Annotated in this window: 21 protein-coding genes; 19 read left to right on the top strand and 2 right to left on the bottom strand. The window is 68.4% G+C overall.

Features of this window, described 5'->3' with window-relative positions; all coding sequences use genetic code 11:
• The first annotated feature begins 1 nt into the window (after position 1).
• Genes ACYVLQ_RS23300 through ACYVLQ_RS23285 form a run of 4 tightly spaced genes read left to right on the top strand, consistent with a single transcriptional unit; the run spans position 2 to position 4,375 of the window.
• Positions 2-928 carry an ABC transporter permease gene (locus ACYVLQ_RS23300; protein WP_460699641.1) on the top strand — a complete coding sequence of 309 codons (927 nt, stop codon included), beginning with the start codon at positions 2-4 and terminating at the stop codon, positions 926-928.
• Positions 921-1,880, top strand: coding sequence for an ABC transporter permease (locus ACYVLQ_RS23295; RefSeq protein WP_460699640.1), 960 nt, complete (start codon positions 921-923; stop codon positions 1,878-1,880). The genes ACYVLQ_RS23300 and ACYVLQ_RS23295 overlap by 8 nt, the downstream gene beginning before the upstream one ends.
• A complete protein-coding gene (locus ACYVLQ_RS23290; protein ID WP_460699639.1) occupies positions 1,880-3,574 on the top strand; it encodes a dipeptide ABC transporter ATP-binding protein in 1,695 nt (564 codons plus the stop codon). The genes ACYVLQ_RS23295 and ACYVLQ_RS23290 overlap by 1 nt, the downstream gene beginning before the upstream one ends.
• A gap of 24 nt (positions 3,575-3,598) precedes the next feature.
• Entirely contained in the window at positions 3,599-4,375 is a 777-nt protein-coding gene (locus ACYVLQ_RS23285) for a Fic family protein (protein WP_460699638.1), read from the top strand.
• 436 nt (positions 4,376-4,811) lie between these two features.
• Here the strand turns inward: ACYVLQ_RS23285 and ACYVLQ_RS23280 are convergent, their stop codons facing one another.
• The gene (locus tag ACYVLQ_RS23280) at positions 4,812-5,690 is read right to left on the bottom strand and encodes an HAD-IB family hydrolase (protein WP_460699637.1); all 879 of its coding nucleotides are present in this window, start codon (positions 5,688-5,690) and stop codon (positions 4,812-4,814) included.
• Between the two features lie 382 nt (positions 5,691-6,072).
• Between ACYVLQ_RS23280 and ssd the strand changes: the two genes are divergently transcribed.
• From ssd to ACYVLQ_RS23240, 8 genes are all read left to right on the top strand, one after another.
• Entirely contained in the window at positions 6,073-7,179 is a 1,107-nt protein-coding gene (gene ssd / locus ACYVLQ_RS23275) for a septum site-determining protein Ssd (RefSeq protein ID WP_460699636.1), read from the top strand.
• A complete protein-coding gene (locus tag ACYVLQ_RS23270) occupies positions 7,179-7,403 on the top strand; it encodes a hypothetical protein (protein WP_460699635.1) in 225 nt (74 codons plus the stop codon). The genes ssd and ACYVLQ_RS23270 overlap by 1 nt, the downstream gene beginning before the upstream one ends.
• Entirely contained in the window at positions 7,400-8,587 is a 1,188-nt protein-coding gene (locus ACYVLQ_RS23265; RefSeq protein ID WP_460699634.1) for a TadA family conjugal transfer-associated ATPase, read from the top strand. The genes ACYVLQ_RS23270 and ACYVLQ_RS23265 overlap by 4 nt, the downstream gene beginning before the upstream one ends.
• Positions 8,588-8,912: 325 nt before the next feature.
• A complete protein-coding gene (locus tag ACYVLQ_RS23260) occupies positions 8,913-9,704 on the top strand; it encodes a type II secretion system F family protein (protein WP_460699633.1) in 792 nt (263 codons plus the stop codon).
• Between the two features lie 328 nt (positions 9,705-10,032).
• Entirely contained in the window at positions 10,033-10,638 is a 606-nt protein-coding gene (locus tag ACYVLQ_RS23255) for a type II secretion system F family protein (protein WP_460699632.1), read from the top strand.
• A 69-nt stretch (positions 10,639-10,707) separates the two neighbouring features.
• Positions 10,708-10,908: a DUF4244 domain-containing protein gene (locus tag ACYVLQ_RS23250; RefSeq protein WP_460699686.1), complete on the top strand. Its 201-nt coding sequence runs from the start codon at positions 10,708-10,710 to the stop codon at positions 10,906-10,908.
• A gap of 65 nt (positions 10,909-10,973) precedes the next feature.
• Positions 10,974-11,285: a TadE family type IV pilus minor pilin gene (locus tag ACYVLQ_RS23245; protein WP_068032515.1), complete on the top strand. Its 312-nt coding sequence runs from the start codon at positions 10,974-10,976 to the stop codon at positions 11,283-11,285.
• Positions 11,286-11,329: 44 nt separating this feature from the next.
• Entirely contained in the window at positions 11,330-11,674 is a 345-nt protein-coding gene (locus tag ACYVLQ_RS23240; RefSeq protein WP_460699685.1) for an Rv3654c family TadE-like protein, read from the top strand.
• A gap of 319 nt (positions 11,675-11,993) precedes the next feature.
• On the opposite strand, the gene ACYVLQ_RS23235 is transcribed toward ACYVLQ_RS23240, so the two are convergent.
• The gene (locus ACYVLQ_RS23235; RefSeq protein WP_460699631.1) at positions 11,994-14,396 is read right to left on the bottom strand and encodes a DEAD/DEAH box helicase; all 2,403 of its coding nucleotides are present in this window, start codon (positions 14,394-14,396) and stop codon (positions 11,994-11,996) included.
• Positions 14,397-14,831: 435 nt separating this feature from the next.
• Between ACYVLQ_RS23235 and ACYVLQ_RS23230 the strand changes: the two genes are divergently transcribed.
• The 7 genes from ACYVLQ_RS23230 (at position 14,832) to ACYVLQ_RS23200 (ending at position 25,384) form a co-directional block, all read left to right on the top strand.
• The gene (locus ACYVLQ_RS23230; RefSeq protein WP_019044597.1) at positions 14,832-15,038 is read left to right on the top strand and encodes a cold-shock protein; all 207 of its coding nucleotides are present in this window, start codon (positions 14,832-14,834) and stop codon (positions 15,036-15,038) included.
• A 272-nt stretch (positions 15,039-15,310) separates the two neighbouring features.
• Positions 15,311-18,193, top strand: coding sequence for a type I DNA topoisomerase (gene topA / locus ACYVLQ_RS23225; protein ID WP_460699630.1), 2,883 nt, complete (start codon positions 15,311-15,313; stop codon positions 18,191-18,193).
• A gap of 124 nt (positions 18,194-18,317) precedes the next feature.
• A complete protein-coding gene (locus ACYVLQ_RS23220; protein WP_460699629.1) occupies positions 18,318-18,842 on the top strand; it encodes a mycothiol transferase in 525 nt (174 codons plus the stop codon).
• A 52-nt stretch (positions 18,843-18,894) separates the two neighbouring features.
• Positions 18,895-20,106 (top strand): DNA polymerase III subunit delta', encoded by a 1,212-nt coding sequence (locus tag ACYVLQ_RS23215; RefSeq protein WP_460699628.1) that lies wholly within the window; start codon positions 18,895-18,897, stop codon positions 20,104-20,106.
• Positions 20,107-20,474: 368 nt separating this feature from the next.
• On the top strand, positions 20,475-21,389 hold the full coding sequence (locus tag ACYVLQ_RS23210) for a cupin-like domain-containing protein (protein ID WP_460699627.1): 915 nt from the start codon (positions 20,475-20,477) through the stop codon (positions 21,387-21,389).
• The gene (locus ACYVLQ_RS23205) at positions 21,389-23,044 is read left to right on the top strand and encodes an amidase (RefSeq protein WP_460699626.1); all 1,656 of its coding nucleotides are present in this window, start codon (positions 21,389-21,391) and stop codon (positions 23,042-23,044) included. The genes ACYVLQ_RS23210 and ACYVLQ_RS23205 overlap by 1 nt, the downstream gene beginning before the upstream one ends.
• Positions 23,045-23,770: 726 nt before the next feature.
• Positions 23,771-25,384, top strand: coding sequence for a LacI family DNA-binding transcriptional regulator (locus ACYVLQ_RS23200; protein WP_460699625.1), 1,614 nt, complete (start codon positions 23,771-23,773; stop codon positions 25,382-25,384).
• The last annotated feature ends 112 nt before the right edge of the window (positions 25,385-25,496 follow it).

Genomic DNA, 25,496 nt, shown 5'->3' with positions numbered 1-25,496 from the left:
CATGGCTTGGTACGTCGTGCGGCGGCTGCTCCAGATGATTCCGGTCTTCCTCGGAGCGACGCTGCTGATCTACGCAATGGTCTTCCTGATTCCGGGTGACCCGATCCGCGCGCTGGCGGGCGACCGCCCGATGACCCCGGCGGTCGAGGCCACGCTGCGGGCACGGTATCACCTGGATCAGCCGTTCTTCGTGCAATACCTGCAGTACCTGAAGGGGATCCTCACCCTCGATTTCGGCACCTCCTTCTCGGGCAGACCAGTGCGGGCCGAGCTGGCGCGGGCGTTTCCCGTCACGCTGAAGCTGGCGGTCATGGCGGTGGTCGTCGAGGGCGTGTTCGGTGTGCTGTTCGGCCTGGTCGCCGGGCTGCGCAAGGGCAAGCTGTTCGATTCCACGATGCTGGTGCTCAGCCTCATCGTCATCGCCGTGCCGATCTTCGTCATCGGCTTCCTCGCGCAGTTCCTGCTGGGCGTGAAGTGGGGGATCGTCCCGGTGACGGTCACGGGCAAGGCGAGCTTCACCGATCTGCTGGTCCCGGCGTGCGTGCTCGGGTCGCTGTCGTTCGCGTATGTACTGCGGCTGACCCGGAATTCGGTGGCGGAGAACATGACATCGGATTACGTGCGCACCGCCACCGCCAAGGGGCTGAGCGAGCGGCGGGTGATCGGGGTGCACATCCTGCGGAACTCGATGATTCCGGTGATCACGTTCCTCGGCGCCGATCTCGGCGCGCTGATGGGCGGCGCGGTCGTCACCGAGGGCATCTTCAACATCCCCGGGGTGGGCGGGACGCTGTTCCAGGCGATCACGCGTGGCGAGCCGCCCACGGTGGTGGCCTTCGTGACGGTGCTGATCGTGATCTTCCTGATCGCGAACCTGGTCGTCGACCTGCTGTACGCCGCACTCGACCCGAGGATCCGCTATGCCTGACCAGCCGACCGAAATCCGGGAGATCCGGCCCGGGCAGGAGCATTTCGTGGCGCCGCCGGACGAGGTGGAGGTGCTGGTCACCGACCGGCTGGACGAGACCACCACTCCGACCAGCATCTGGCGCGACGCCGGGCGGCAGCTGCGGCGCAACCCGATCTTCCTCGTCGCCGCGCTGTTGATCGCGTTCGTGCTGCTGGTGGTGGTGTGGCCGGGCCTGTTCACCGATCAGGACCCGCGGTACTGCAGCGGCGATTTCAGCATGCAGCCACCCGGCGGCGGGCACCCCTTCGGCTTCGACAAGCAGGGGTGCGACATCTACGCGCGCACTATTCACGGCGCGCGTGCTTCGGTGGTCACGGGGATCGGCGCGACCGTGATGTTCGTGCTGATCGGTGGCGTATTGGGTTCGCTCGCAGGCTATTACGGCGGGTTGCTCGATTCGGTGGTGTCGCGCATCGCGGAGATCTTCTACGCGCTGCCCCTGATGCTGGCCGCCATCGTGATCATGCAGCTCCTGGAGTCGCGGACCGTGTTCACGGTGATGCTCATCCTGGCCTCGTTCACCTGGCCGCAGGCCGCCCGCATCGCCCGGGGTGCGGTGATCCAGGCCAAGAACAGCGAATACGTCACGGCGGCAAAGGCCTTGGGCGTATCCCGGTTCCGGATCCTGCTCCGGCACGTGCTGCCGAACGCGGCCGGGCCGCTGATCGTCATCACCACGATCTGGCTCGGGGTGTTCATCGTGACCGAGGCGACGCTGTCGTATCTCGGCGTCGGCCTGTCCCGCACCATCGTGTCCTGGGGTTCGGATATCGCCGCCGACCAGAAGGAGATCCGCACCTCGGCGATCCTGTTCTATCCCGCGACGGCGCTGGCGCTCACCGTCCTCAGCTTCATCATGCTGGGCGACGCGGTGCGCGACGCGCTGGATCCCAAGGCCCGGAAGAGGTGATGGCGGTGGACCCACTGCTCGAAGTACGCGATCTCAACGTCTGTTTCACGGCCGAGGGCCGCAAGGTACCGGCGGTGTGCGGGGTGAACCTGTCGGTGTATCCGGGGCAGACCGTCGCGATCGTCGGGGAGTCCGGCTCGGGTAAGTCGACGACCGCGCACGCGATCATCGATCTGCTGCCCGGCACCGGCGAATGCACCTCCGGCTCCATCGTTTTCGACGGCACGGAGCTGACGAAGGCGTCGAAACGAGACATCGTCGCGGTGCGTGGCCGCGGCATCGGTTTCGTTCCGCAGGACCCGATGTCGAACCTGAACCCGGTGTGGAAGGTCGGGTTCCAGATCCGGGAAACGCTGGAGGCCAACGGGATAGCCAAGGGCAAGGCCGCCCGGGACCGCTCGATCGAGTTGCTGGACGAAGCGGGGATGTCGGATTCGGCACGCCGGGTGAACCAGTATCCGCACGAGTTCTCCGGCGGTATGCGCCAGCGTGCGCTGATCGCGATCGGACTGTCCTGTCGCCCGAAGCTGTTGATCGCCGACGAGCCGACCTCTGCGCTGGACGTCACCGTGCAGCGGCAGATCCTCGACCATCTCGACGGCTTGACCAGCGAGCTGGGCACCGCGGTGCTGCTGATCACGCACGATCTGGGCCTGGCCGCCGAGCGGGCCGAGCATCTGGTGGTGATGTATCGCGGCCGGGTGGTGGAATCCGGTCCGGCGCTGCAGATTCTGCGCGAGCCGCAGCACCTGTACACCAAGAAGCTGGTGAACTCGGCGCCGTCGCTGGCCTCGCAGCGGCTGTCGTCGGTGCGCAAGCGGGCCGAGGTGCGCGAGCAGGCCGTGCAGGTGGCCGGTCAGCTGGCCGAGACCGACGATGAATTCTCCGGTGCCACAGACGATGTCGTGATCGTCGACAACCTCACCAAAGTGTTCCAGATCCGCGGCGGCGCACCCTGGAAGTCGACGAACCTCACCGCCGTCGACGCGGTGTCGTTCCGGCTGCGGCGCGGCACCACGCTCGCCATCGTGGGTGAATCCGGTTCCGGTAAATCGACTGTGGCGCAGATGGTTCTGGGCCTGCTCGCACCGACGTCGGGAACGGTGGCCTTCGACGGCCGCGAGGTGGCGAAGCTGGACACCAAGGGCGCGTTGGCCTTTCGTCGCCGGGTGCAGCCGGTATTCCAAGACCCCTACGGCTCACTGGATCCCATGTACTCGATCTACCGCACCATCGAGGAACCGCTGCGCACCCACGGCATCGGCGCCCCGAAGGAGCGCGAGGCCACGGTGCGCGACCTGCTCGACAAGGTGTCGCTGCCCGCGTCGGTGATGCGCCGCTACCCGAACGAGCTGTCCGGCGGTCAGCGCCAGCGTGTGGCGATCGCGCGCGCCCTGGCGCTGTCGCCCGAGGTGGTGGTCTGCGACGAGGCGGTGTCCGCGCTCGACGTGCTGGTGCAGGCCCAGATCCTGAGCCTACTTAACGAGCTGCAGGCCGAGTTGGGGTTGTCGTACCTGTTCATCACCCACGACCTGGCCGTGGTCCGGCAGATCGCCGACGATGTGGTGGTGATGCAGGAGGGCAGGGTCGTGGAGGCCGCGCCGACCACCGAGGTCTTCGACAACCCGCAGTCGGACTACACCCGCCGCCTGCTCGACGCCATTCCGGGCCGGGACCTGCTGCGCTCGGCCTGACGGACCGCCGTTAGCGTGTTCCTCGTGACCGATGTGCTCCAGCCCCTTGCCGACCTGCCCGGCGTGCGTGCGGCGGCCGACCGCGCACGCGACGCGCTCGCCGAGGTACACCGGCACAAGACGAACCGGCGGGGCTGGCCGACCACGGCGGCCGAGGCGGCGTTGCGCGCGGCGCGGTCCTCCTCGGCCATCGACGGCGGCGGCACCGAGTTGTCGGCGGTCACCGCGACCGGCGAGACCGTCGAGGGCCAGTCCGCCGATCCGATCCTGGCGGGAGCGCTGCGGGCCGGCCAGGCACTGGACGGCGACGCGCTGCAGAACCTGGTCGGGGTGTGGCAACGCGCTCCACTACAGGCCGTGGCCCGGCTGCATCTGCTGGCGGCCGCCGACCTGGTCGACGACCAGGAGCAACTCGGCCGTCCCCGCACGGACGCGGGCGTCGCCGAACGCCTCGATCTGCTCGCGCAGACCGTCCTCACCTCGGACGCGCCCGCGCCCGTGAAGGCCGCCGTGGTGCACGGGGAGCTGTTGGCGTTGCGCCCGTTCGGCAGTGCCGACGGGATCGTCGCGCGCGCCGCGTCAAGGCTGGTTGCCGTGTCGACCGGGCTCGACCCGCACAGCCTGGGCGTGCCGGAGGTGTTCTGGTTGCGTCGGAGGCAGGCCTACCTGGACGCGGCCGCCGGATTCGGCGGCGGCACGCCGGAGGGCGTCGGCGGCTGGGTGATCCTGTGCTGTGGTGCGCTGGAAGACGGTGCGCGCGAAGCTCGTTCGATCGCGGACGCGGCCGCGGGATCGCGGTGAGATACACCCTACACATCAAAGCGGGCGGCGTTGTCGTTGACGACCTCACCGCCCGCTAGCACGGACCACCCGGTTACCAAGCGTGCTTCTCGGGGTTGTGTTCTGCGGCCTCGGCGATCGTCCGCACCCCGACGGTTCATCCCCACAACTTGTGCGAGGCCCTCGCCGCCGGGAGCCCGGATTTCGCAGGCCCACAACGCTGCTGCCCTGTCGCGGCGTGCTCCGCGTGGGTGCCTGGCGTCCGTGCTGGGAAGGGTGGGATGGGAGATCGAACCTTCTCTTCCGCTCCGACCTTGGCCTTCCGTCCTTCCGTGGCTCCATTGTTACTCTGTGCCCCCGGTCACAGCAAGGCCTGCGGGGACATTGAATTATTCGGTGTGTCGTCCGGCGTTTCGTGGTTTTATTGATAGTTGGTGTCAATCTCCCGATCGCGGCCTCAGCGCCGCCGCCGTAGCAGTCGGTAGCTGATCGCGCCCGCCAGCACCGCGCTCACTCCCACCGCGGCGGTGGCGGCGACCGTCGTCGACGACGGGGCGGGGAGCCGCGCCCACAGCGACACCGGATTCGAGAAGGCGAGCACCGGCCAGCCGCGAGATGCCGCCTCCCGCCGCAGATTTCGATCCGGGTTGACGGCCGTCGGATGTCCCACCGCGCTGAGCATCGGCAGATCGGTGATCGAATCGGAGTACGCGTAGCACCGGGCGAGGTCGTAGCCCTCGGCGGCGGCCAGCCGATGAATCGCCTCGACCTTGCCCTCGCCGTAGCAGTAGAAGTCGACCGCGCCGGTGTACCGGCCGTCCGCCACGACCATCCGGGTGGCGGCGGTGTGGGTGGCGCCCAGCGCGGCGGCGATCGGGCCGACGATCTCCTCGCCGGAGGCCGACACGATCACCACGTCGTGGCCCCGGATCTTGTGGTCGGCGATCAGGTCGGCCGCCTCGGCGTAGATGAGCGGATCGACCAGTTCGTGCAACGTCTCGGCGACAATGGCCTTGACCTGCCCGACGTCCCACCCCGCGCACATCTTGGTGAGGTGCTCGCGCATGCGCTCCATCTGGTCGTGGTCGGCGCCGGAGAGCAGGAACAGGAAGTGTGCGTAGCTGCTCTCCAGCACGGTCCGGCGATTGAGCAGACCCTGATCGAAGAACGGCTTGCTGAACACGAATGCGCTGGACTTGGCGATCACCGTCTTGTCCAGGTCGAAGAATGCCGCCACCCGGCCCCGCCGTGCGCTCGGCGCGGGGTGTCGCTGCGTATCCCCGCCCGTCTCGCGTGTCCGATCCTCGGCAGCTGTCGGGTCGCCCTCGGCCGTCACGGTGTTCAGGATAGGGAGGTTTCGGTGCGCCGTCGTGGTGGGGGCCGGTGGCCGCCCTCCGGTGCTGCTCCCGTGCGGTTTGCTACCGCTACGCCGGGTGTCGGTCGGGAAAACTTCCTGCGCCGGTGGACTTGCGTTTCCGCCGGGGCCTGGGTGTAGTATTGCTGGCACCTGGACATGGTCCAGGCGTGTTCAGCCCGACCCCCCGGGGCTGAACCCCGACGGCCCCAGCCTCCTCCCCCCCCGGCTGGGGCCGTCCTCTATTTTCAGGCCACTGTTTGTGTGGTACTCGGCGTGCACTTTCCGCTCACAGCCCCGTAGTTATCCACATTCGGCAGCAGGGCAGTGGTCTCCCGACGTTCGGCGGGCCAGGCTGGCCTGCATGAATTCCGTTGCGGCAAGCCCGGATTGCGGCCTCTCCTCCCAGGGGCCGGTGCTGGTCCTGGTCACCGATCGGCGATTGTGCGACGAGATCGGACGGGTGGCCGCCGCGGCCGACCGGCGCATCGAGGAGAGCCGGATGCCGGTCGGCAGGCATGCGTGGTCCGGTGCGGCCCTGGTGATCGTCGACACCGCGGCGGCGCGGGCGTGCGCTGCCGCGGGGTACCCGCGTCGGGAGGGCATTCTGCTGGTCGTCGAGGGCGAGCCGGGCCTGCCCGAGTGGCAGGCGGCGGCCGCGAGCGGCGCCGAGCGGGTGATCGCACTGCCCGCGGCGGCCGATGCGCTGATCGAATCCTTCGCTGACCACGCCCACCGCGGCCCGGGTAACGGCGTCGTGGTCGCGGTCGTCGGCGCGCACGGGGGAGCCGGGGCGTCCACGCTGGCGGCGGCCGTCGCGCACACCTCCGCTGTCGCCCGGTTCCGCCGCGACACGATCCTGGTCGACGGGGCCCCGCTGGGCGGCGGTGTCGACTTGCTGCTCGGCATCGAATCGATCCCCGGCCTGCGCTGGCCGGATCTCGTCGTCGAGGAGGGGCGGGTCGCCGCCGCGGCGCTGCACGATGCGCTCCCGGCCGCGGCGCCGGGGCTGGTGGTACTCGCTTGCGGGCGGGTGATGGAGGACGCCCTCCCCGCCGAGCTGGGTCCGGGCGCGGTACACGCGGTGATCGAGGCGGGCCGATCCGCCGGGGATCTGGTGGTCTGCGATGTGTCCGGTGAGCGCGGACAGCATGCCGACCGAATGCTCGATGCCGCAGACCTGGTGGTGCTGGTCGTCCCCGCGCGGTTGCGTTCGGTGGCGGCCGCCCGTGCGGTGGTCGCCCACACTCGACGCCGAAATCCCAACCAGGGTTTGATAATTCGCGGTCCCGCGCCCGGAGGCTTGCGTGGCGGTGAGGTGGCCGCCGCCCTCGGCCTGCCGCTGTTGGCCGCCGTCCGTGCGCAGCCCAGGCTCTCGGCGCGGCTCGAGCGTGACGGCCTGGGTGTGCCGCGCGGCCCCCTGCGCGCGGCGGCCGACGCAGTGCTCGAGGTGCTGGACGGGGGTGTGTGATGAACCGTTCCGCAGTCGTTCACACGCCCTCGGTCTTGCGAAATAGGCTGTGGCGCTGGAAGTCCGGCGGCATCGGCGATGAGTGGGAGTGCCGAGGCCTCGCCCGGGTCGAGGCGGCTGTCGAAAACCTGTGGCGCATGGTGCCGTGGGCCATGCGCTGCCATGCGCTGGCCGTAGCGGCACCGGCCGTCCCTGTCGAGACGCGGTCGGAGGTCCGCCGATGAGTGCGCTGGTGACGGCGGACCTGCTGGACCGGGTGCGGGAGCGGCTCGCCGCGCAGAGCGGCGCTCCGGATCCGGCCCGGCTGGCCGCGGCGATTCGCGCCGAATCCGGTGGCGTCCTCGGTGATACCGACCTGCTGCGGGTGCTGCGACTGTTGCAGACGGAGCTGACCGGCGCGGGTGTGCTGGAGCCGCTGCTGCACGATCCCGAGGTCTCGGATGTGCTGGTCACAGCGCCGGACGCGGTATGGGTGGACCGTGGGCAGGGGCTGCGGCGCGCGGCGGTGACATTCCCGGACGAGGCGGCGGTACGGCGGTTGGCGCAACGGCTGGCCCTGGCCGCCGACCGCCGCCTGGACGACGCCCAACCGTGGGTGGACGGTCGCCTGCCGGGAGCCGAAGGGGCGCTGGGAAATTCGTTCGGCGTGCGGTTGCACGCCGTGCTGGCGCCGATCGCGCACGGCGGCACCTGCCTGTCGCTGCGGGTGCTGCGACCGGCCAGTCAGGGGCTGGATGCGCTGAGCGCGTCGGGATCCGTCCCTGCCGAGGCCGCGCTGTTGCTGGAGCGCATCATTCACGCGCGACTGGCGTTTCTCGTCGTGGGTGGGACCGGGGCGGGCAAGACCACCCTGCTGTCCGCCATGCTCGCGAAAGTCGCTGCGGCCGAGCGCATCGTCTGCGTCGAGGACGCGGCCGAACTCGCCCCGCCGCACCCGCACGTGGTGCGGCTGGTCGCCCGCACCGCGAACGTGGAGGGCGCGGGCGCGGTCACCGTGCGCGACCTGGTTCGGCAGGCCCTGCGCATGCGGCCCGACCGCATTGTCATCGGCGAGGTGCGCGGCGCCGAGGTCGTCGACCTGCTCACCGCCCTCAACACCGGCCACGACGGCGGCGCCGGAACCGTCCACGCGAACTCGCCGCGGGAGGTGCCCGCTCGACTGGAGGCGCTGGCCGCGCTGGGCGGGATGGGCCGATCCGCATTGCACAGTCAGCTCGGCGCCGCGGTCCAGGTCGTCCTGCACGTGCACCGCCGCCCCGACGGCGCCCGCGTCCTGCGCGAGATCGGCCTGGTCGTCCGCGACCCCACCGGTCAGGTCCACATCGAACCCGCCTGGTGCGCAGACGGATCCGAAGCCCCCGCGGCGCCCGCCCTCGAGCACCTACTCGCCGACCGGCTGACGCAATGAACGCCGAGGGATACGCTCACCGCGCACAACCGCGCGTCCGGGCCCGCAGGTGCGGATGCGCCTGTGCCGCCTGTGTCCTCACCACAGCTCGAATCGCCTCGAGTTCCTCGCGCGGTAAGCCGCGGCCGGTCGCGGCAGCACCGACGGAAGGTCGTCCAACGCCCGCCCAGGACTCCGGGCTGGGCATGGCCGATTCCCGGACCTGCACGCCGAAGTCGGCCGGACGTTGTTCGGCCGCAGGGCGGCAGGTCGCGGGACATGGCGATGGGTACGGTCGGCGCCACGTATCGGTCGTCAGGCGGCGCCTGTTTACGGGAGCTCGGCTGTGAGCGCGGTTTTCGCCTGCCTGGCATTGGCGGTGGCGCTCTTGCCCGCGCCTGCGGGGCGGCGCCGGTTCGTCCGCGTGCTCGGTCGCGCGCGAGCGGCACGAAAAGTACCGCTGCGCTTCGTGATTCGGGCAGGCGTGGCCCTGGTCGTTGTCGGCGCCGCGGTGCTGGGGGTCGGTCCGCTGCTGGCGGTTGCCGCGGCGGTCGGCACGGTTGTCGTCCGCATGCGCCGCGTCGGCCGGGATCGAGGTCGGGCCGCGGAACGTGTGGCGCTGGAGGAGGGGCTCGATACGGTCGTCGGCGAACTGCGGGTCGGCGCGCACCCGAGTGCGGCGGCCGCGGCGGCCGCGGGCGAGATCTCGGGCGCCGCCGCCCGGGCGTTCGCGGTGTGCTCGGCACGCAGCAGGCTCGGCGGTTCGGCGGCGGCCGGTCTGCGCGATACGGATGCGGTGATAGCCATCGAGTTGTCTCGCATCGCGGATGCGTGGGAGGTCGCGGAGAAGCACGGCTTGGCGCTGGCCGACCTGCTCGCCGCGGCTCGCGCGGACCTCCTGAGCCGCAGACGGTTCCGCGACCGCACCGTGGCCGCACTGGCTGGCGCCCGCGCCACCGCCGCCGTCCTGGCCGGGCTGCCCCTGCTCGGCATCGCTCTGGGCCAGCTGCTCGGCGCCGCCCCACTGCGAGTCCTGCTGACACCCGGCCTGGGCACCATCCTGCTGCCGCTCGGCACCGCCCTGATCAGCGCCGGACTGCTGTGGACCGATGAGATCACCAGAAGGGTTCTGACATGACACCGATCCCGTTGCCGCCCCGAACCATTGCAACGGCCGAGTACGCAACGCTGCCTCCGCTCACGCCGGACAACGCCCATCCGGACATATGGGGGCAGCGAAGAGGTGCACTGCGTGCCAACTCGGCCGCCGTGCCGATCAGGCTGTGGTCTCGTGCCGTCCCCGGGCGTAATGCTTCGGCACCGGGTGCTCCTAGCCTGCGCGCTTCAGCGATTGTGTTGCTGCCGTGGGCTATTGGCGTTCGCGGGGCAGGCGCGTGTGTTGTAGGAGATCTTCGTGGCGCTGGCTGGCGTGGTGGAGTTCGCCGGATCGCTGCCGGGGTGGGGTCGTGACTGGTTCATCGATTCCCCTGCTGCTCTTGGCGCTTGCCTTGCTGTCGGTGCCGTGTGGTGCCACGCCCGCCGGTCGGCTGTCGGTGGTAGTGGGTGGACGGCGGCGTCCGGTGCCGCGCGAGCCGCGCGCCGAACGTGCACGTCTGGATCCGCTCGCCGCGGCGTCGGCCCTGGATCTCTTGGCGGCCTGCCTGCGTGCGGGGCTGCCGGTCGGTTCCGCGGCCCGGGCCGTGGCACCCGCCGCGCCCGCGCCGATCGGCGGCGCGCTGCGCCGCGCGGCCGACCTGCTGGCGCTGGGCTCGGACCCGGTCGCCGCCTGGGAGCGCGCCGCGGCGGAGGCCGCAAGTGAGGAGGTCCGGGCACTGGCCCGGCTGGTACGCCGCTCCGCCCGGTCCGGCGCCGCGCTCGCGGCCGCGGTCTCCGATCTGGCCGCGCAGTGCCGCGGCACCGTCGAGGACGCGACCGCCGCCCGCGCCGAACGAGCCGGGGTACTGATCAGCGGACCGCTCGGGCTGTGTTTCCTGCCCGCGTTCGTATGCCTGGGCATCGTCCCGGTAGTCGCGGGTCTGGCGGACCGGGTGCTCGAGGGCGGGGTGCTGTGAACATACGGGAACCTCGGCGCGGACCGGCCGCGTCGGCGGAGGAGAGAGGGGACGACGGTGCGCTTGGCAATACGTTCCGCGGTACTGGAGGTGCGCTCCCGCCTGATCCAGGCGGCGGTGGCCGACGACGGCATGAGTACCGCCGAATACGCGATCGGCACCATCGCCGCGGCGGCGTTCGGTGCGGTGCTGTACACGGTGGTCACCGGCGATTCGATCGTGAACGCCCTGACCCGGATCATCGATCGGGCACTCAACACCGAGGTGTAGCGCCCGGATTCGAGGAGCCTTCGGTCACGGCGGATTACCGGCATCCGCCCGATGACAGGGGCGCGGTGACGGTGGAGGCGGCGATCGCCCTGGCCGCCCTGGTGGCCGCGGTGCTGTTGTGTCTCGGCGGCCTGCTGGCGGCGCCGACTCAGGTTCGCTGCGTCGACGCCGCCCGCGAGGCGGCCCGCCTGGTCGCCCGCGGCGCCGACTCCGACGCACTGCCCGCGGCCCGCCGGATCGCGCCGCGAGGCGCGGAGATCACCATCCGGACAGATGGCGACCAGGTCATCGCGGTGGTCACCGCGGGCACGCCACTGCTTCCGCTCGAGCTCCACGCCGAGGCGGTGGCGGTGCTGGAGCCGGGGGAATCGGGGTGAACGCCGACGACGTTCCGGCCGCGGCGGGCCGAGGCGACGGCGGTATGGCCACCGTCGCGGCGTGTCTCGTGCTGGCCGGGCTGCTGGCGGTCACATTGCTGATCGCGCATATCGGGGCCGTGGTCGTGGCGCGTCATCGAGTGCAGGCGGCGGCAGACCTGAGTGCGCTCGCCGCGGCAGGCGAACTCGCGGCGGGTTCGGATGCCAGTTGCGAGCGGGCCGACGAACTCGCCCGACGCATGCGAGCCCGGGTGCATGTCTGCGAGGTCGACGAGTGGGATGTGACCGTCACCGTGACGGCCACGGCGTCGGCGGGACCCTTGGGTACGCGAGTGGTCCGTGCGACAGCGCGGGCCGGTCCCGCGATCGAGCCCGGCGAGCCGCCGTGAGCGATCTTGAATACCGGACGGTTGGTAATACAAAGAATGCGTGACCCAAGCCACAACCCGTGTCGGACGGGGGTGCCGATGGCCGAATTCGGCCAGGCTCGGAATTCTGGTATCACCGCTTTTCAATTTGTCTTCGTATCGCTATTCGCGCGAATCGACGGGACGCGTTAAAACGAAGGAGCAATGCCGTGGTTAACATGAGCACAATCCTCTTTATTCATTTGTTGAGGTGTCATCGGTGACGCGGCTCGCTGCGCCGACCACCCTTTCGCCCCTGATCGCGGAGTTGCGCTGCGGTCTCACAGGGATGACCGCGCCGTCACGTTTCGGGCGCACCGCCGTGATCGGGCCGCTCGTCCGGCAGCTCCGCCAGTACGGCGGTCAGCAGCGCCGCGGCGCCGGACTTGTCCAGCGGATGGTTTCCGTTGCCGCACTTGGGCGACTGCACACAGGAGGGGCAGCCGCCCGGGCAGCCGCACGACTCGATGACCGCGAGCGTGGCCGCCAGCCAGGTCCGCAGGCGGTCGAACCCGCGTTCGGCGAATCCGGCACCCCCGGGATGACCGTCGTAGACGAAGACCGTCGGCAGCCCGGTGTCGAGGTGGTCGGCGGTCGACACGCCGCCGATATCCCAGCGGTCGCAGCTGGCGACCAGCGGCAGCATCCCGATCGCGGCGTGCTCGGCGGCGTGCAGGGCCCCCGGCGCCCGCTTCGGGTCGATCCCCGCGCGAGCCAGCAGGGCGGGGGTGACGGTGTAGAACACCGCGCGGCTCGGGAGGGTCTGTTCCGGCAGTTCCAACTCCACCAGGTCCAGCACCTCGCCGGTCGGCAGCCGGCGCAGATATCCCACGACCTGGGTACTCACCCGCACCCGGGCCAGTGCGACGGTGACCGCGCCGTGGCGGTGCTCGGTGGTCACCTCGTCGACGGCGATGGACGTGACGATCCGCGCGCTGGTCGTCCATCCGGGCTGGTCGGCATGCACGAATGCCACCCCGGCGTCCAAATCCAGCTCGTCGACCACATAGGTCTCCCCCTGATGCAGATGTACCGCGCCCTCGTGCACGGTGGCCGCGGCCCGCGTCGCGTCGGTGGTGCCGAGCAGTCGCCCGCTCTCCTCGTCGACGATGGCCACCGCAGCCCCGATGCCGCCCCGCACGTCGACGGCATCGTGCGGTTGGTCCGCGGCGACGGCGAACCAGCGCGCCGGGCCCTTGGCCGGGGTCCGCCTCCGGATCAGCCCCTGCGCGGCGAACTCGGCGACCAGGTCGGCGGCGCCGAGCTCGTCCACCTCCGCATCGGTCAGCGGTTGTTCCAAGGCCGCGCACAGCAGATGGGGGCCTAATACATAGGGGTTACGCGGATCGGTGATCGTCGCCTCGACGGGCCGTCCGAGCAGGGCCTGCGGATGATGCACGAGATACATGTCGAGTGGGTCGTCGCGCGCCACCAGCAGCACCAGCGATCCCTGCGCACGGCGTCCGGCGCGTCCGGCCTGCTGCCAGAACGAAGCGACCGTGCCCGGAAAACCGGTGATCACCACGGCATCCAGACCGGCGATGTCCACGCCCAACTCCAGCGCGGTCGTGGTCGCGGCGCCCAGTAGCGAGCCGTCGGACAGCCCCGCCTCCAGCTCGCGCCGGTCCTCGGCCAGGTATCCGGCCCGGTAGGCGGACACCCGTGCGGCCAGCTTCGGATCTACCTCGGCCAGCATGCGGCGGGTCTCCAGCGCCACCACCTCGGCGGCCCGGCGGGAGCGCACGAAGGTCAGGGTGCGGGCGCCCTCGGCGATCAGATCCATCATGATCCGGGCCGCCTCCGTGGTCGCCGGTCGCCGCACCGGCGCGCCGTTCTCACCGCCCGCCTCCGAGACCGGCAACAACCCGGGCTCCCACAGCGCCACGGTGCGCGCCCCCTGCGGCGAGCCGTCTTCGGTGACGGCGACGCAGGGCGCCCCGACGAGCTGGGATGCGGCCGCCGCGGGATCGGCGGTGGTGGCGGAGCACAGCACGAACACCGGATCGGCGCCGTAGTGCGCGGCGATCCGCCGCAGCCGCCGCAGCACCAGCGCCACGTGCGAGCCGAACACCCCTCGATACGCGTGGCATTCGTCGATCACCACGTAGCGCAGCTGCCGCAGCACCCGGGCCCACCGCTGGTGCGATCGCAGCACGCCCAGGTGCAGCATGTCCGGATTGGTGAAGATCCAGCGGGCGTTGGCGCGCACCCACTGCCGCACCTCGGCCGGAGTGTCCCCGTCATAGGTGGCGGGATGGATATCGCGCAGCGGACCCTCGTGGGTGAGTGCCCCGGTCGCGCGCAGTTGGTCCGCCCCCAGCGCCTTGGTAGGGGAGAGATACAGCGCCGTCGCCCGTGAATCCTGCTGCAGCGCGGTCAGCACGGGCAGTTGGTAACCCAGCGACTTACCCGATGCGGTTCCCGTGCACACCACGACGTGCTGTCCGCTCGCGGCGAGTTCGGCCGTGCGAGTTTGGTGCGACCACGGTGCCTGAACTCCGGTTTCCCGTAACGCGGCGACCAATTCCGGCGACACCCACGAGGGCCAGGTTGTGACCTGTGCCGCGCGTGCGGGCAACTCGGTCACATGAGTGAGACGGGCGTCTCCGTCCGGTAGTCCGAAAAGGACACGATTCAGCAACGATCGACCAAAGCTCGAATGTCCGAGTGGACGAACTGGAGCAGACGGGTCGGTCGGATTCATCGGACTGAGACCACGACACGCAAGGAATGTGTGAATCGTGTGTGTCGCAACTGCCCTACCTGCCTTTTCACTACCGAGTAGCGATCTGCGTCACAGCCTGTTTGCCTGACGCTCGCTCGGTTATCCGGAAGCAAACCTACTCCAAGTCTGGATTTGGGCATTGTGGCCCTCACCTGCACATTCGCAAGATCATCTTTTTTGCAAATTGTCGGTAACTCGACTGTTGAATTGCTCGGAGACATGGTTCACTGGTTCCTGGTCGCAAGCTTCTGTGTTCGAGGGAACGGATCCAAAGTCCAAACCATCAGCAGGATCGATGTTGCGAACGGTGTGCTTGATGCTTCCTGCAGGGGGAACAGAGTACAGCGGTCGGAACGGACCCGGTGGACGAACCAAACTTGTCCGCCGTTCCGGTATGGAAAGAGAAGGAACAGAATGGCACAGGGAACTGTGAAGTGGTTCAACGCGGAGAAGGGGTTCGGCTTCATCGCGCCCGAGGACGGCTCCGCTGACGTCTTCGTCCACTACTCCGAGATCCAGGGGACGGGCTTCCGCACCCTCGAGGAGAACCAGAAGGTCGAATTCGAGGTAGGCCAGGGCACCAAGGGCCCGCAGGCCACCGGAGTTCGCGCGCTCAGCTGAGCGGGCAACCCAACAAGGTCCGATCGCTCGTCCCTCACCGCCCACTGCGGTGGGGGACGAGCTGTTTCTGGGGCAGTACACTCGACCGCAACCGGGGCTATCCATCATGCCGCACCGGAAGTGTGGCGGTCCGTGAACCCGTCGTACCGCAGGTGCGGCCACAAACACGGTATAAACGTCATCGGCGGGGGACATCTGTCTTCCGCCGCTTGCCCCAGCCGCGCGCTGCGTCGCCTGCGCCGCGCGGGTCGACAGGAAAGGTGTGTTCGCCGGTGGCAACACGAGACCGCGGTGCAGCGCCGACTCCCGATCAGGGCCGCCCCCTGCGTCGTCTCGTGATCGTCGAATCACCGACCAAGGCCCGCAAGATCGCCCCCTACCTCGGCAGGGGCTATACGGTCGAGGCCTCCGTGGGCCACATCCGTGACCTGCCACGTGGCGCCGCCGACGTGCCCGCCAAATACAAGGGGCAGTCCTGGGCGCGCCTGGGTGTCGATGTCGACAACGACTTCGAACCCATCTATGTGGTCAGCCCGGATAAGAAGGCCAAGGTCTCCGAGCTGAAGAGCCTGCTCGAGGACGCCGACGAACTCCTCCTCGCCACCGACCCCGACCGTGAGGGCGAGGCCATCGCGTGGCACCTGCTGGAGACGCTGAAGCCGAAGGTGCCCGTCAAGCGGATGGTGTTCCACGAGATCACCGAGCCCGCCATCCGCGCCGCCGCCGCCGACACGCGCGACCTGGACAACGATCTGGTCGACGCGCAGGAGACCCGCCGCATCCTGGACCGGCTGTACGGCTACGAGGTCAGTCCAGTGCTGTGGAAGAAGGTCATGCCGCGACTGTCGGCGGGCCGCGTGCAGTCGGTGGCGACGCGGATCATCGTGCAGCGCGAGCGCGAGCGCATGGCGTTCCGTTCCGCCGAGTACTGGGACATCGCAGCCAAATTCGATGCCGGGACCGGCGAGGGCGATGCCGCCAACCCGCGCACGTTCGGGGCGCGGCTGATCAGCGTCGACGGCTCCCGCGTGGCGGGCGGACGTGACTTCGGATCCGACGGTCGGCTCAAGTCGAGCGGTGTCACCGTGCTCGACGAGGGCCACGCGCGCCGCTTGGTCGAGGCGCTGGAGGGCGTCGACTTCCAGGTCAGCTCGGTCGAATCGAAGCCGTACACTCGCCGCCCGTATGCGCCGTTCATGACCTCGACGCTGCAGCAGGAGGCCGCGCGCAAGCTGCGGTTCAGCTCCGAGCGCACCATGCGGGTGGCGCAGCGGCTGTACGAGAACGGCTACATCACCTATATGCGTACCGACTCGACCACGCTGTCGGAGTCGGCGATAGCCGCGGCCCGGGCGCAGGCCACCCAGTTGTACGGACCCCAGTTCGTGCATCCGACCCCGCGGCAGTACACCCGCAAGGTCAAGAACGCGCAGGAGGCACACGAAGCGATCCGGCCCTCCGGTGACACGTTTTCCACACCCGGACAACTGAGTTCGCGGTTGGATACCGACGAGTTCCGGCTCTACGAGCTGATCTGGCAGCGCACCGTCGCCTCCCAGATGGCCGACGCCCGCGGCACCACGCTGACCGTGCGGATCACCGGCCACGCGGGGACCGGCGAGGAGTGCGTGTTCTCCGCATCCGGTCGCACCATCACCTTTCCCGGCTTCCTCAAGGCCTACGTGGAGAGCGTCGACGAGGATTCGGGCAGCCAGTCCGACGACGCCGAGTCGCGGCTCCCCGCGCTGACCGAGGGCCAGGGCGTCAGCGCGACCGAGCTGACTCCGGACGGGCACACCACCAATCCGCCGCCGCGCTACAACGAGGCCTCGCTGGTGAAGGCGCTGGAAGAGCTGGGCATCGGCCGCCCGTCGACCTACGCGTCGATCATCAAGACCATTCTCGACCGCGGCTACGTGTACAAGCGCGGCAACGCCCTGGTGCCGTCGTGGGTGGCGTTCGCCGTGGTGGGTCTGCTGGAGGCGTACTTCGGCCGCCTGGTCGACTTCGACTTCACCGCGGCGATGGAGGACGATCTCGACGCCATCGCAGGCGGTCGCGAACAGCGCGGAAACTGGTTGTCCAGCTTCTATTTCGGCGGCGATCACGGTGTCGAGGGCTCGGTCGCGCGCTCCGGCGGACTGAAGCGGATGGTCGGCCAGCAGCTCGACGACATCGATGCGCGCTCGGTCAACTCGATCAAGATGTTCACCGACGACGAGGGCCGCGATGTGGTCGTGCGTGTCGGACGCTTCGGGCCGTATCTGGAGCGCATGGTCGTCAATCCCGATGACCCCGAGGGTGATCCGGTCTCGCAGCGGGCCAACCTCCCCGACGACCTGCCGCCGGACGAGCTCACGCCCGAGGTCGCCGAGAAGCTGTTCTCGACCCCGCAGGAGGGGCGGTCGCTGGGCGAGGATCCGAAGACCGGACACCGAATCGTGGCCAAGGAGGGCCGATTCGGGCCGTACGTCACCGAGGTGCTGCCGGAGCCGGAGGCCGATCCGGACGCCAAGAAGAGTGCGAAGAAGGCCGCCGGTCCCAAGCCGCGCACCGGATCGCTGTTCAAGTCGATGGACCTGTCGACGATCACCCTCGAGGAGGCGCTGAAGCTGCTGTCGCTGCCGCGGGTGGTGGGCAAGGACCCCGAATCGGGCGAAGAGATCACCGCGCAGAACGGCCGCTACGGCCCATACCTGAAGAAGGGCACCGATTCTCGGTCGCTCACCAGCGAGGACCAGATCTTCTCGGTCACCCTGGAGGAGGCGCTGAAGATCTACGCCGAACCTAAGCGGCGGGGTCGGCAGGCGGCCAGCGCCGCGCCGCTGCGCGAACTCGGCAACGACGCGGCCAGCGGCAAGCCGATGGTCATCAAGGACGGCCGGTTCGGTCCGTACGTCACCGACGGCGAGACCAATGCCAGCCTGCGCAAGGGCGACGAGGTCGAGTCGATCACCGACGAGCGCGCCTCGGAGCTGCTGGCCGATCGCCGGGCCCGGGGCCCGGTGAAGAAGGCAGCCAAGAAGACCGCGAAGAAGACCACCAAGAAGGCCGCGGCCAAGACGACGACGGCGAAGAAGACCGCCGCGAAGAAGACGGCCGAGAAGTCCACCGCGAAGAAGGCGGCGGCGAAGAAGACATCGTCCAAGTCCTGAAGGGCGACATACTGATTGCGGCCACCCAGGCCTGTGATGGCGGAAATTGGCCAGCCCCCTTCCGTTCGCGGCGTTCTGCCGTAGCGTGGGCAGCCATTCGGGCCCGCCGGCGGAAGGACACTCGATGACCGCACCATCGACCGAACGCACCGAACCGGAACGTGAGAACCTGATCGCGATGCTGTCCGAGCAACGCGAGATGTTCCGAATCACGTTGCGCGGCTTGGAAGATGGCCAGGCGCGCCAGCGCAGCACGGTCAGCGAGCTGACGTTGGGCGGGCTGCTGCACCACCTGGTGCACGTCGAGCAGCACTGGACGAGTGTGATCGTGGAGCGCGACGAGAACGCGGAACTCGATGTGTCCCAATTCGATTCGGAGTATCAGCTGGCACCCGAGGAGACGGTCGAGGGGTTGCTGAAAGAATGGGATGTGGTGGCGGACAACACCACTCAGCTGATCCGGAATGTCGACAGTCTGGACACGACGATCCCCACCCCGACCGCGCCCTGGGCGCCCGAGCGGGTGTGGTGGACGGTCCGGTTCACCCTGCTGCACATCCTGCGGGAGATCTCACAGCACAGCGGGCACGCCGACATCATCCGCGAGGCGCTGGACGGCGCCAACACGACGCACCAGCGCGTCTCCTGACCGCGGCTCGGCCCCGCCCGGGTTGTCGGTGGCGGCGGCTAGGGTGTACGACGTGGCGAGTGTCTTCGATCGGCTGGTCGGCCAGGATGCGGTCGAGTCCGAGTTGACCGCTGCCGCGGTGGCCGCGCGCCGTGGTGTCGTGTCCTCGGCGATGACGCATTCCTGGTTGTTCACCGGGCCGCCCGGTTCGGGCCGCTCGGTCGCGGCGCTGTGCTTCGCGGCGGCCCTGCAATGCACCGATCCCGAGCGTCCCGGCTGCGGGCGCTGCCATGCCTGCACCACCACGATGGCGGGCACCCACGGCGATGTGCGCCGGGTGATCCCCGAGGGGCTCAGCATCGGCACCAAGGAGATGCGCGAGATCGTGCAGGTGTCCGCACGGCGACCCAGCACCGGCCGCTGGCAGGTGTTGCTGGTCGAGGATGCGGACCGGTTGACCGAGGCCGCCGGAAACGTGCTGCTGAAGGTGGTCGAGGAGCCGCCCGAGCGGACGGTATTCCTGCTGTGCGCCCCGTCCGATGATCCCGAGGACATCTCGGTGACGCTGCGATCCCGTTGCCGTCACGTACATCTGGTCACGCCGTCGACCGATGCCATCGCCCGGGTGCTGTGCGAGCGCGACGGCCTGGCCGCCGACAAGGCCGCCTGGGCGGCCTCGATCAGCGGCGGGCACGTGGGCCGAGCCCGGCGACTGGCCACCGACGAGGAGGCACGGGCCCGCCGTCGCAGCGCGCTGGCGCTGGTGTCCGCGACGGCGCGCCCGGCCGCGGCCTACGCCGCCGCCGACGAGTTGGTGAAGACGGCCGAGGAGGAGGCCAAACAGGTCAGCGTTGCCCGCGACGAGCGCGAGCGCGAGGAATTGGCGACCGCGCTGGGCGCCGGTGGCACCGGTAAGGGCGCCGCCTCGGCGACGCGTGGTTCGGCCGGTGTCCTGAAGGACCTGGAGCGCAGGCAGAAGTCGCGCGCCACCCGCACCAGTCGCGATTCGCTCGACCGCGCTTTGATCGACGTCGCCGGTCTGTACCGGGATGCGCTGGCGGTCCGATTCGGCGCGGCGAAGCCCGACCCGGCGGCCGGGGTCACCCTGACACACCCCGATCTCCCCGATCAGATCCGCGACCTGGCCACCGAGGTGCGCCCCGAGGGCTTGCTCCGCTCGATCGAGGCCGTCCTGGACTGCCGCGAAGCCCTGGACCAGAACGTCAAACCCCGCTTCGCCGTCGCGGCGATGGTCGCGGGCCTGATCGCCGCCCGCACCCCCTGACCCCTACCACCGGTTATTCGTGGTCCCCGGATCGACGAGTATTGTTGCGCGGTGGTGATATACGCCACAGTGGCGGACTTGTCGAGTTCGATGCTCACGACTCTGGATTGGCGGCAGCCGGGCCCCAATCCGCCGAGAGGCATGAAATGCCTTGTCCGGCAATGCTTTTCATCTAAGGAAACTTCTGGCGGTCCGCGGTTTTCTCGCGGGTTCGATAGTGGAGGTCTGGTCCGAGTAGTTCCAGTGCCTCGCGGATGCCTAGGGGATGCCTACGGAATGCCGATGTCAGTCCATTGCTGGACGGCAACTCTTTACTTTGTCGACGTCCGATCAGGCAGGTGAGTCGGCGGAGAGGCGAGGTGTGCGGCGTGGCGAAGGGTCATGACGAAAGACCGGTGACGCTGGCCCCGATTGTCGCAGCGAGTTTTGCGATTTGGGCCGCGCGCAGTCTTCGTGATCTGGTGCGGGCTTCCGGTGCGGGGCACCATGGACTGGCCGTCCCGGAGGAAGAGGCATTCGTTCTGGATGACGCTTTCGATAGAAAACGCCCGGTCGTCTTTCGCGGGGTCGCGGCATCGTGGCCCGTGTTCGAGGATTACCAGCCGAAGCAGTTGCTGGAGAAGTACCGGACGGAAAAGGTGGCCGCGCTGGTCAGTTCGAACAGCGTGTTCACACAGGAGACCGCTCCGACGGAAGTGCTCCAATACGCCGAGGTGATGGATTCCATTTTCGGTGATGCAAAGGACGGTAAGAAGTACTACTCGCGGGCCGCTGCGGATCCCCGTCCGCTGGCCGCCCAGCTTCCCCACCGAGTCGGACGTCGTACCCAGAGTTCGGTCGCCAGTAGTGTCTGGGTGGGGCAGGCTGGCAACCTGACGCCGCTGCACAATGATCCCTGGCATGGTCTGCTGATTCAGCTCTACGGGCGCAAGCGAGTCCGGCTGTTCGATCCGGACGAGTATCGCAATGTGTACGGTCGTGTTCCGAGGCGGGCGTCCGACATGTACACCGAGCTCCCCGCCGAAGATTTCGACCCGAGCCTCGACGACTACCCGCGGCTGCGGAACGCGTCGTCCTACGACGTGGTGCTGGAGCCCGGCGATATTCTCTATATTCCGATGTTCTGGTGGCATCAGGTCGAGTCCTTGGACCCGGCCGTCTCCTATGTAGCGCGTTACAATCCTCGCTACGCCGAATTCGCACGAGCCGCCTTCTTTCCACAGGCCGTGCGCGGAATGCTCCGCATCGCCGAGGTAGTCAAGTCTCGACTTCGGCCCACCTGATGCGATTACCGATATCGCGAAGGTCTGTCCTGCGCGCGGTAGCGGCAGGTGTGGGTGCTACCGCGGTCGAATTGGGAACCACGCCGCAGTCGGCGGCGGTCCCGCTCGCGCGACGCGGTCCTCGGTTGCCCGACGTCGTCGACAGCTCCGAGACCGACCCGGCGCTGCTTTCCGCAGTGGAAGCGGCCAGCCTGCTGCAGAAACGGAAGCTGCATCCCGTCGAACTGCTCGATGCCTGCCTGCGACGAAGCTCCGCGCTCGACGGCGCGACGATGGCGTGGATCAGGACATACCCCGAGTTGGCGCACGCGCAGGCCGAGGAGGCGGCCCAGCGGTTGGTCGCGGGGGACGCACCCCTGATCTGCGGCCTCCCTATCGCTGTGAAGGATCTGTACGCGGTTGCCGGACTTCCGGTTACGGCTTCGAGTCGTATTCTCGACGGCAATATCGCCGCGGACGACGCGACGGTCTGGCGTCGGTTGCGGGACTCCGGCGCCGTCTTGATCGGCCATGTGCACAATGACGAGTTCGGGATCACGACCAGCACGCTGCAGGTCGGAAACCCTTGGAACACAAGTGAAACGGTCGGAGGGTCCTCGGGCGGCAGCGCGGCCGCCCTAGCCGCCAGGTTCGCGCCGTTGGCGATCGGCACCGATACGGGCGGTTCGCTGCGCATCCCTGCTTCGCGGTGCGGCGTCAGCGCGATCAAGCCGACCTTCGGCCGCTGCAGCAAATACGGCGTCATCCCTGTCGTGTGGACGAGGGACCACCCGGGACCGATGGGCCGCAGTATCGCAGACGCCTCGCTGCTCTTGAACCACATGGCGGGAGCCGATCCGTCGGATCCCGTCACTGCCATTGCCCCGCCGATGCCCGGCGGAGGTTTTCCGATCGCCGCGGTGGGCGGCGCGAAACCGTTGGCGGGGAAGCGATTCGGAGTTCCGCACACCGCGACCCAGGAACTGCCTGCCGAGCTGGGAAGGCTGTTCGCGCGCTTCCTCGCTCTGGTGACGGAGCTGGGTGGCTCCATCGTGGACGTCACGATGCCTGCCCTGCCGGACGGACTCATCACCGGAGACGCTGTCGAGCTGGGGGTCTATCACCGGCAGTGGGCGGACCGGTTGCCTTCGTATGGGCCTCCCGCGGCGGCGGCCGTGGCGATGGGCCTCGCCTCGCTCGCGAGCCCTGCCGCGGATTACTGGCAGCTCGAACGTAGTCGCGCGAGATACCAACGGGACTACAACCGCGTATTCCGCGACAGCGATCTCGCCGCGCTGGTTCTCCCCGGCGCGACCACGGACGGGATGCAGCGCAGCGCAGCCACAGCATCGATCCTTGCCGTGGATGCCGGACCGACGACCTGGGCCAACTACACCGGCGCTCCGGCGATCGCCCTGCCCGCAGGACGCTCGGCTACGACCGGGATGCCCTTCGGCGTGCAACTCGGCGGACAGGTGTGGGCCGAAGCGGACCTGATCTCGATCGCACTCGAACTCCAGGCCGCCGACCCGTGTTGGCGCGATGCGCCCACACTGGCCCCCAGCCCGCGCGCCTTGCCCGAGATCGGCCTCCAGCAACCGAGCCCAGGCCTCGACCCCACGAACACCGACGCCTCTGCACCCGCATTCAGTTTCGTCCCGACCAGCGCAACGTAACTGCCGACCCCTTCCAGCCGTCCTCATCCCCCTGGCGGGAAGCAAGGTCGCCCACCCCGCTCCGACCACCCGTTTTCACAATCCGCCCCCGATTAGATAGACTCGCGGGGCCGAAAGGCACGCCGCCTTAGCTCAGTCGGTAGAGCGCTTCACTCGTAATGGTCAGTGTTGTTGTGCGGCAATCGAATTCCTGTTGATCCTGTTAGTGGTCGTTGCCGTTGGCGATGCGGTCCGCCCATCAGCGTAGATACTCGTCTACCTGCGTGGATCTATCTGTTCATCGGGCGATCGGAAGTGCCCTCGGTGTTCGAGTATCTGTGTACTGCAGGCGGATTCGGTGGTTTTCGGCTGGATTCGGCGGGTTTCGGTGGGCGGAGTTTGCCGAGATCTTGTCGGTGTTTCGGCCGGCTGGAGCGGACTGGTTACCGAGCAGCGACGGGCTCGGAGGGGATCGCGAAAGTTGATGCCGTTTAACGGCGTGTCGCACCGCGTGTCGCGAGAGGGGAGGTGGAGGGTGTCTGTGCTGCCGTGAGGGATGTTGCGCGGCTGTCGATCACGTGGATATCCTGACTTGGCTATCAGAACTGTGGGTGTGGTCTCACCGCAGTTGGCGTCGGAGGACTTGTACGGCGCGAATCCGGCTTCGTCGGACCCAGCAGGTTCCGCGTACCGGTGTCGGTCCCCCATTCGTGCCGTTTTGGCGCGCGACGCCAGGAGTCCACCTGAATGCCTGCTATCAACCGAGGGCACTACCACGAAGCCCGGTTCAAGATTGCGCCCGGCAAGTATCAGACTATCTACGACGGGAACGGCAAGCCCGTCCGGTACTCGACCAAGAAGTTGGCTCAGACCGCCTGCAAAGAGGCCGAGATCGAGTATCGGCTGCTGGGCACGGTCAGGTCGGTGCCCGTGCCACAGGCACCCGTTTCCGTTGCGGCGCCGACCCTCTCAGCCTGGGCTCTGCCGTCGGCCTCTGACCCAGGCGATCAGAAGTTCGAAGACTATGTGGAGGAGTGGTTGGACGACCAGGATCTGGCCGACACCACGATCTACAACTACGAAAGCCACATCCAGGTTCACCTGCTGCCGACCTTCGGGCCGGTGCCGCTGAAGGAGATCACGCGGAAGTCCGTCGTTGAGTGGGAGAAGGGATTACGGGCAGCGGGGTATGCGGCCGACAGTATCACCGCCTATCGGGCCGTTCTGCACGTGATCTTGGAGGACGCGGTCGAAGCCGGGAAGGTTCCGGTCAATGTGGCGCGCCGGAAGCGAAACCGTGGGCGCCGCACCGGAAGGAGGTCGAATCGCGCACCGGAGAAGGTGATCACGAACGCGGTGGGAGCACTGCTGATCGCTGAGCGGATGGCGTTGTTGTCGGGCCGGGATGACGAGTTCGTGGCGATGATCCTGAAGTTCTACACGGGCATGCGGATCGGGGAGTTGATCGGCCTGGAAGCCAAGTACGTCACCGACCATCGGATTCGTGTCGAATGGCAGCTGGCCGAGGTCGCCGGGAAGCTGATCAAGTGCGAGCCCAAGAACGGATCTCGGCGCGACATCGACTTGCCAGAGTTCCTGTGGCGCATGCTGGTTGGGTTCATGACGCGCACACCGAGACTGCCTTGCGCCTGTCATCAACTCGGTTATGTGTTCGGCGGCCAGGCCAAGCGACGCAGCCGCCGCAGTTCCAGCGGTATCACGCAGAGGATGATCGCGCAGCGTGCGGAGGTGACGGTAAGCACGGTGTCGCTGGTGCTGCGGGGCCGATCGAATGTGTCCGAGGTGACGCGTCGCCGAGTACTGCGGGCGGCGGATGAGCTAGGTTACGCCAGCCCCGTCGTAGGTGCCGAAGCAGGCCACTGGCGACGTTCAGGCTTTTACGCCTGGTTGCACACGCCGGCGGTGTCGGGTTGGTACCCACAACGCGGGAAGACCTCGCCGAAACATCCGGTACCGGTGAGTGCTGATGCCTTTCCTGGCGTTCCGGTACGTGGACGCAATGCTCACGGCCGCGCCGACACGTGCTGGATGCCGATCGCGAATGGTATGACGCCACAAGGGAATCGGCATTCGCACCGGACTCTGTTGGAGGAGCTGGGGACGCCGCAAAAGCTGATCAACGCGCGGATCGGCCACGAGGACTCGTCCGTCCAATCGAGGTACACGCACGTCACGCAGACGATGGTCGACAAGTTGATGGACGATCTGACTCGTGTGTGGAACGAAGCCCTCGATCGACGACTGGAGATGTCGGCGAACTCTCCGGTGGCGGTGCTGGACGGACTGTTGCGAGAGCGAGCCGAAAAGCTTCAGCAGCAGGACCTAGTGGTGGCTGCGTAAGCGACTCTGGCGGTGACTGGTCCTAGCGGATCAGTCACCGCCAGGCGAGACTGAACCGTCCCGGGTTTGGGGCCGCTTCCTTTCTTGAGGAAGATGGTCTCCATCATGTCGA

The organism is Nocardia thraciensis (assembly GCF_054782435.1).
This window is presented reverse-complemented; position numbering and strand designations above follow the sequence as displayed.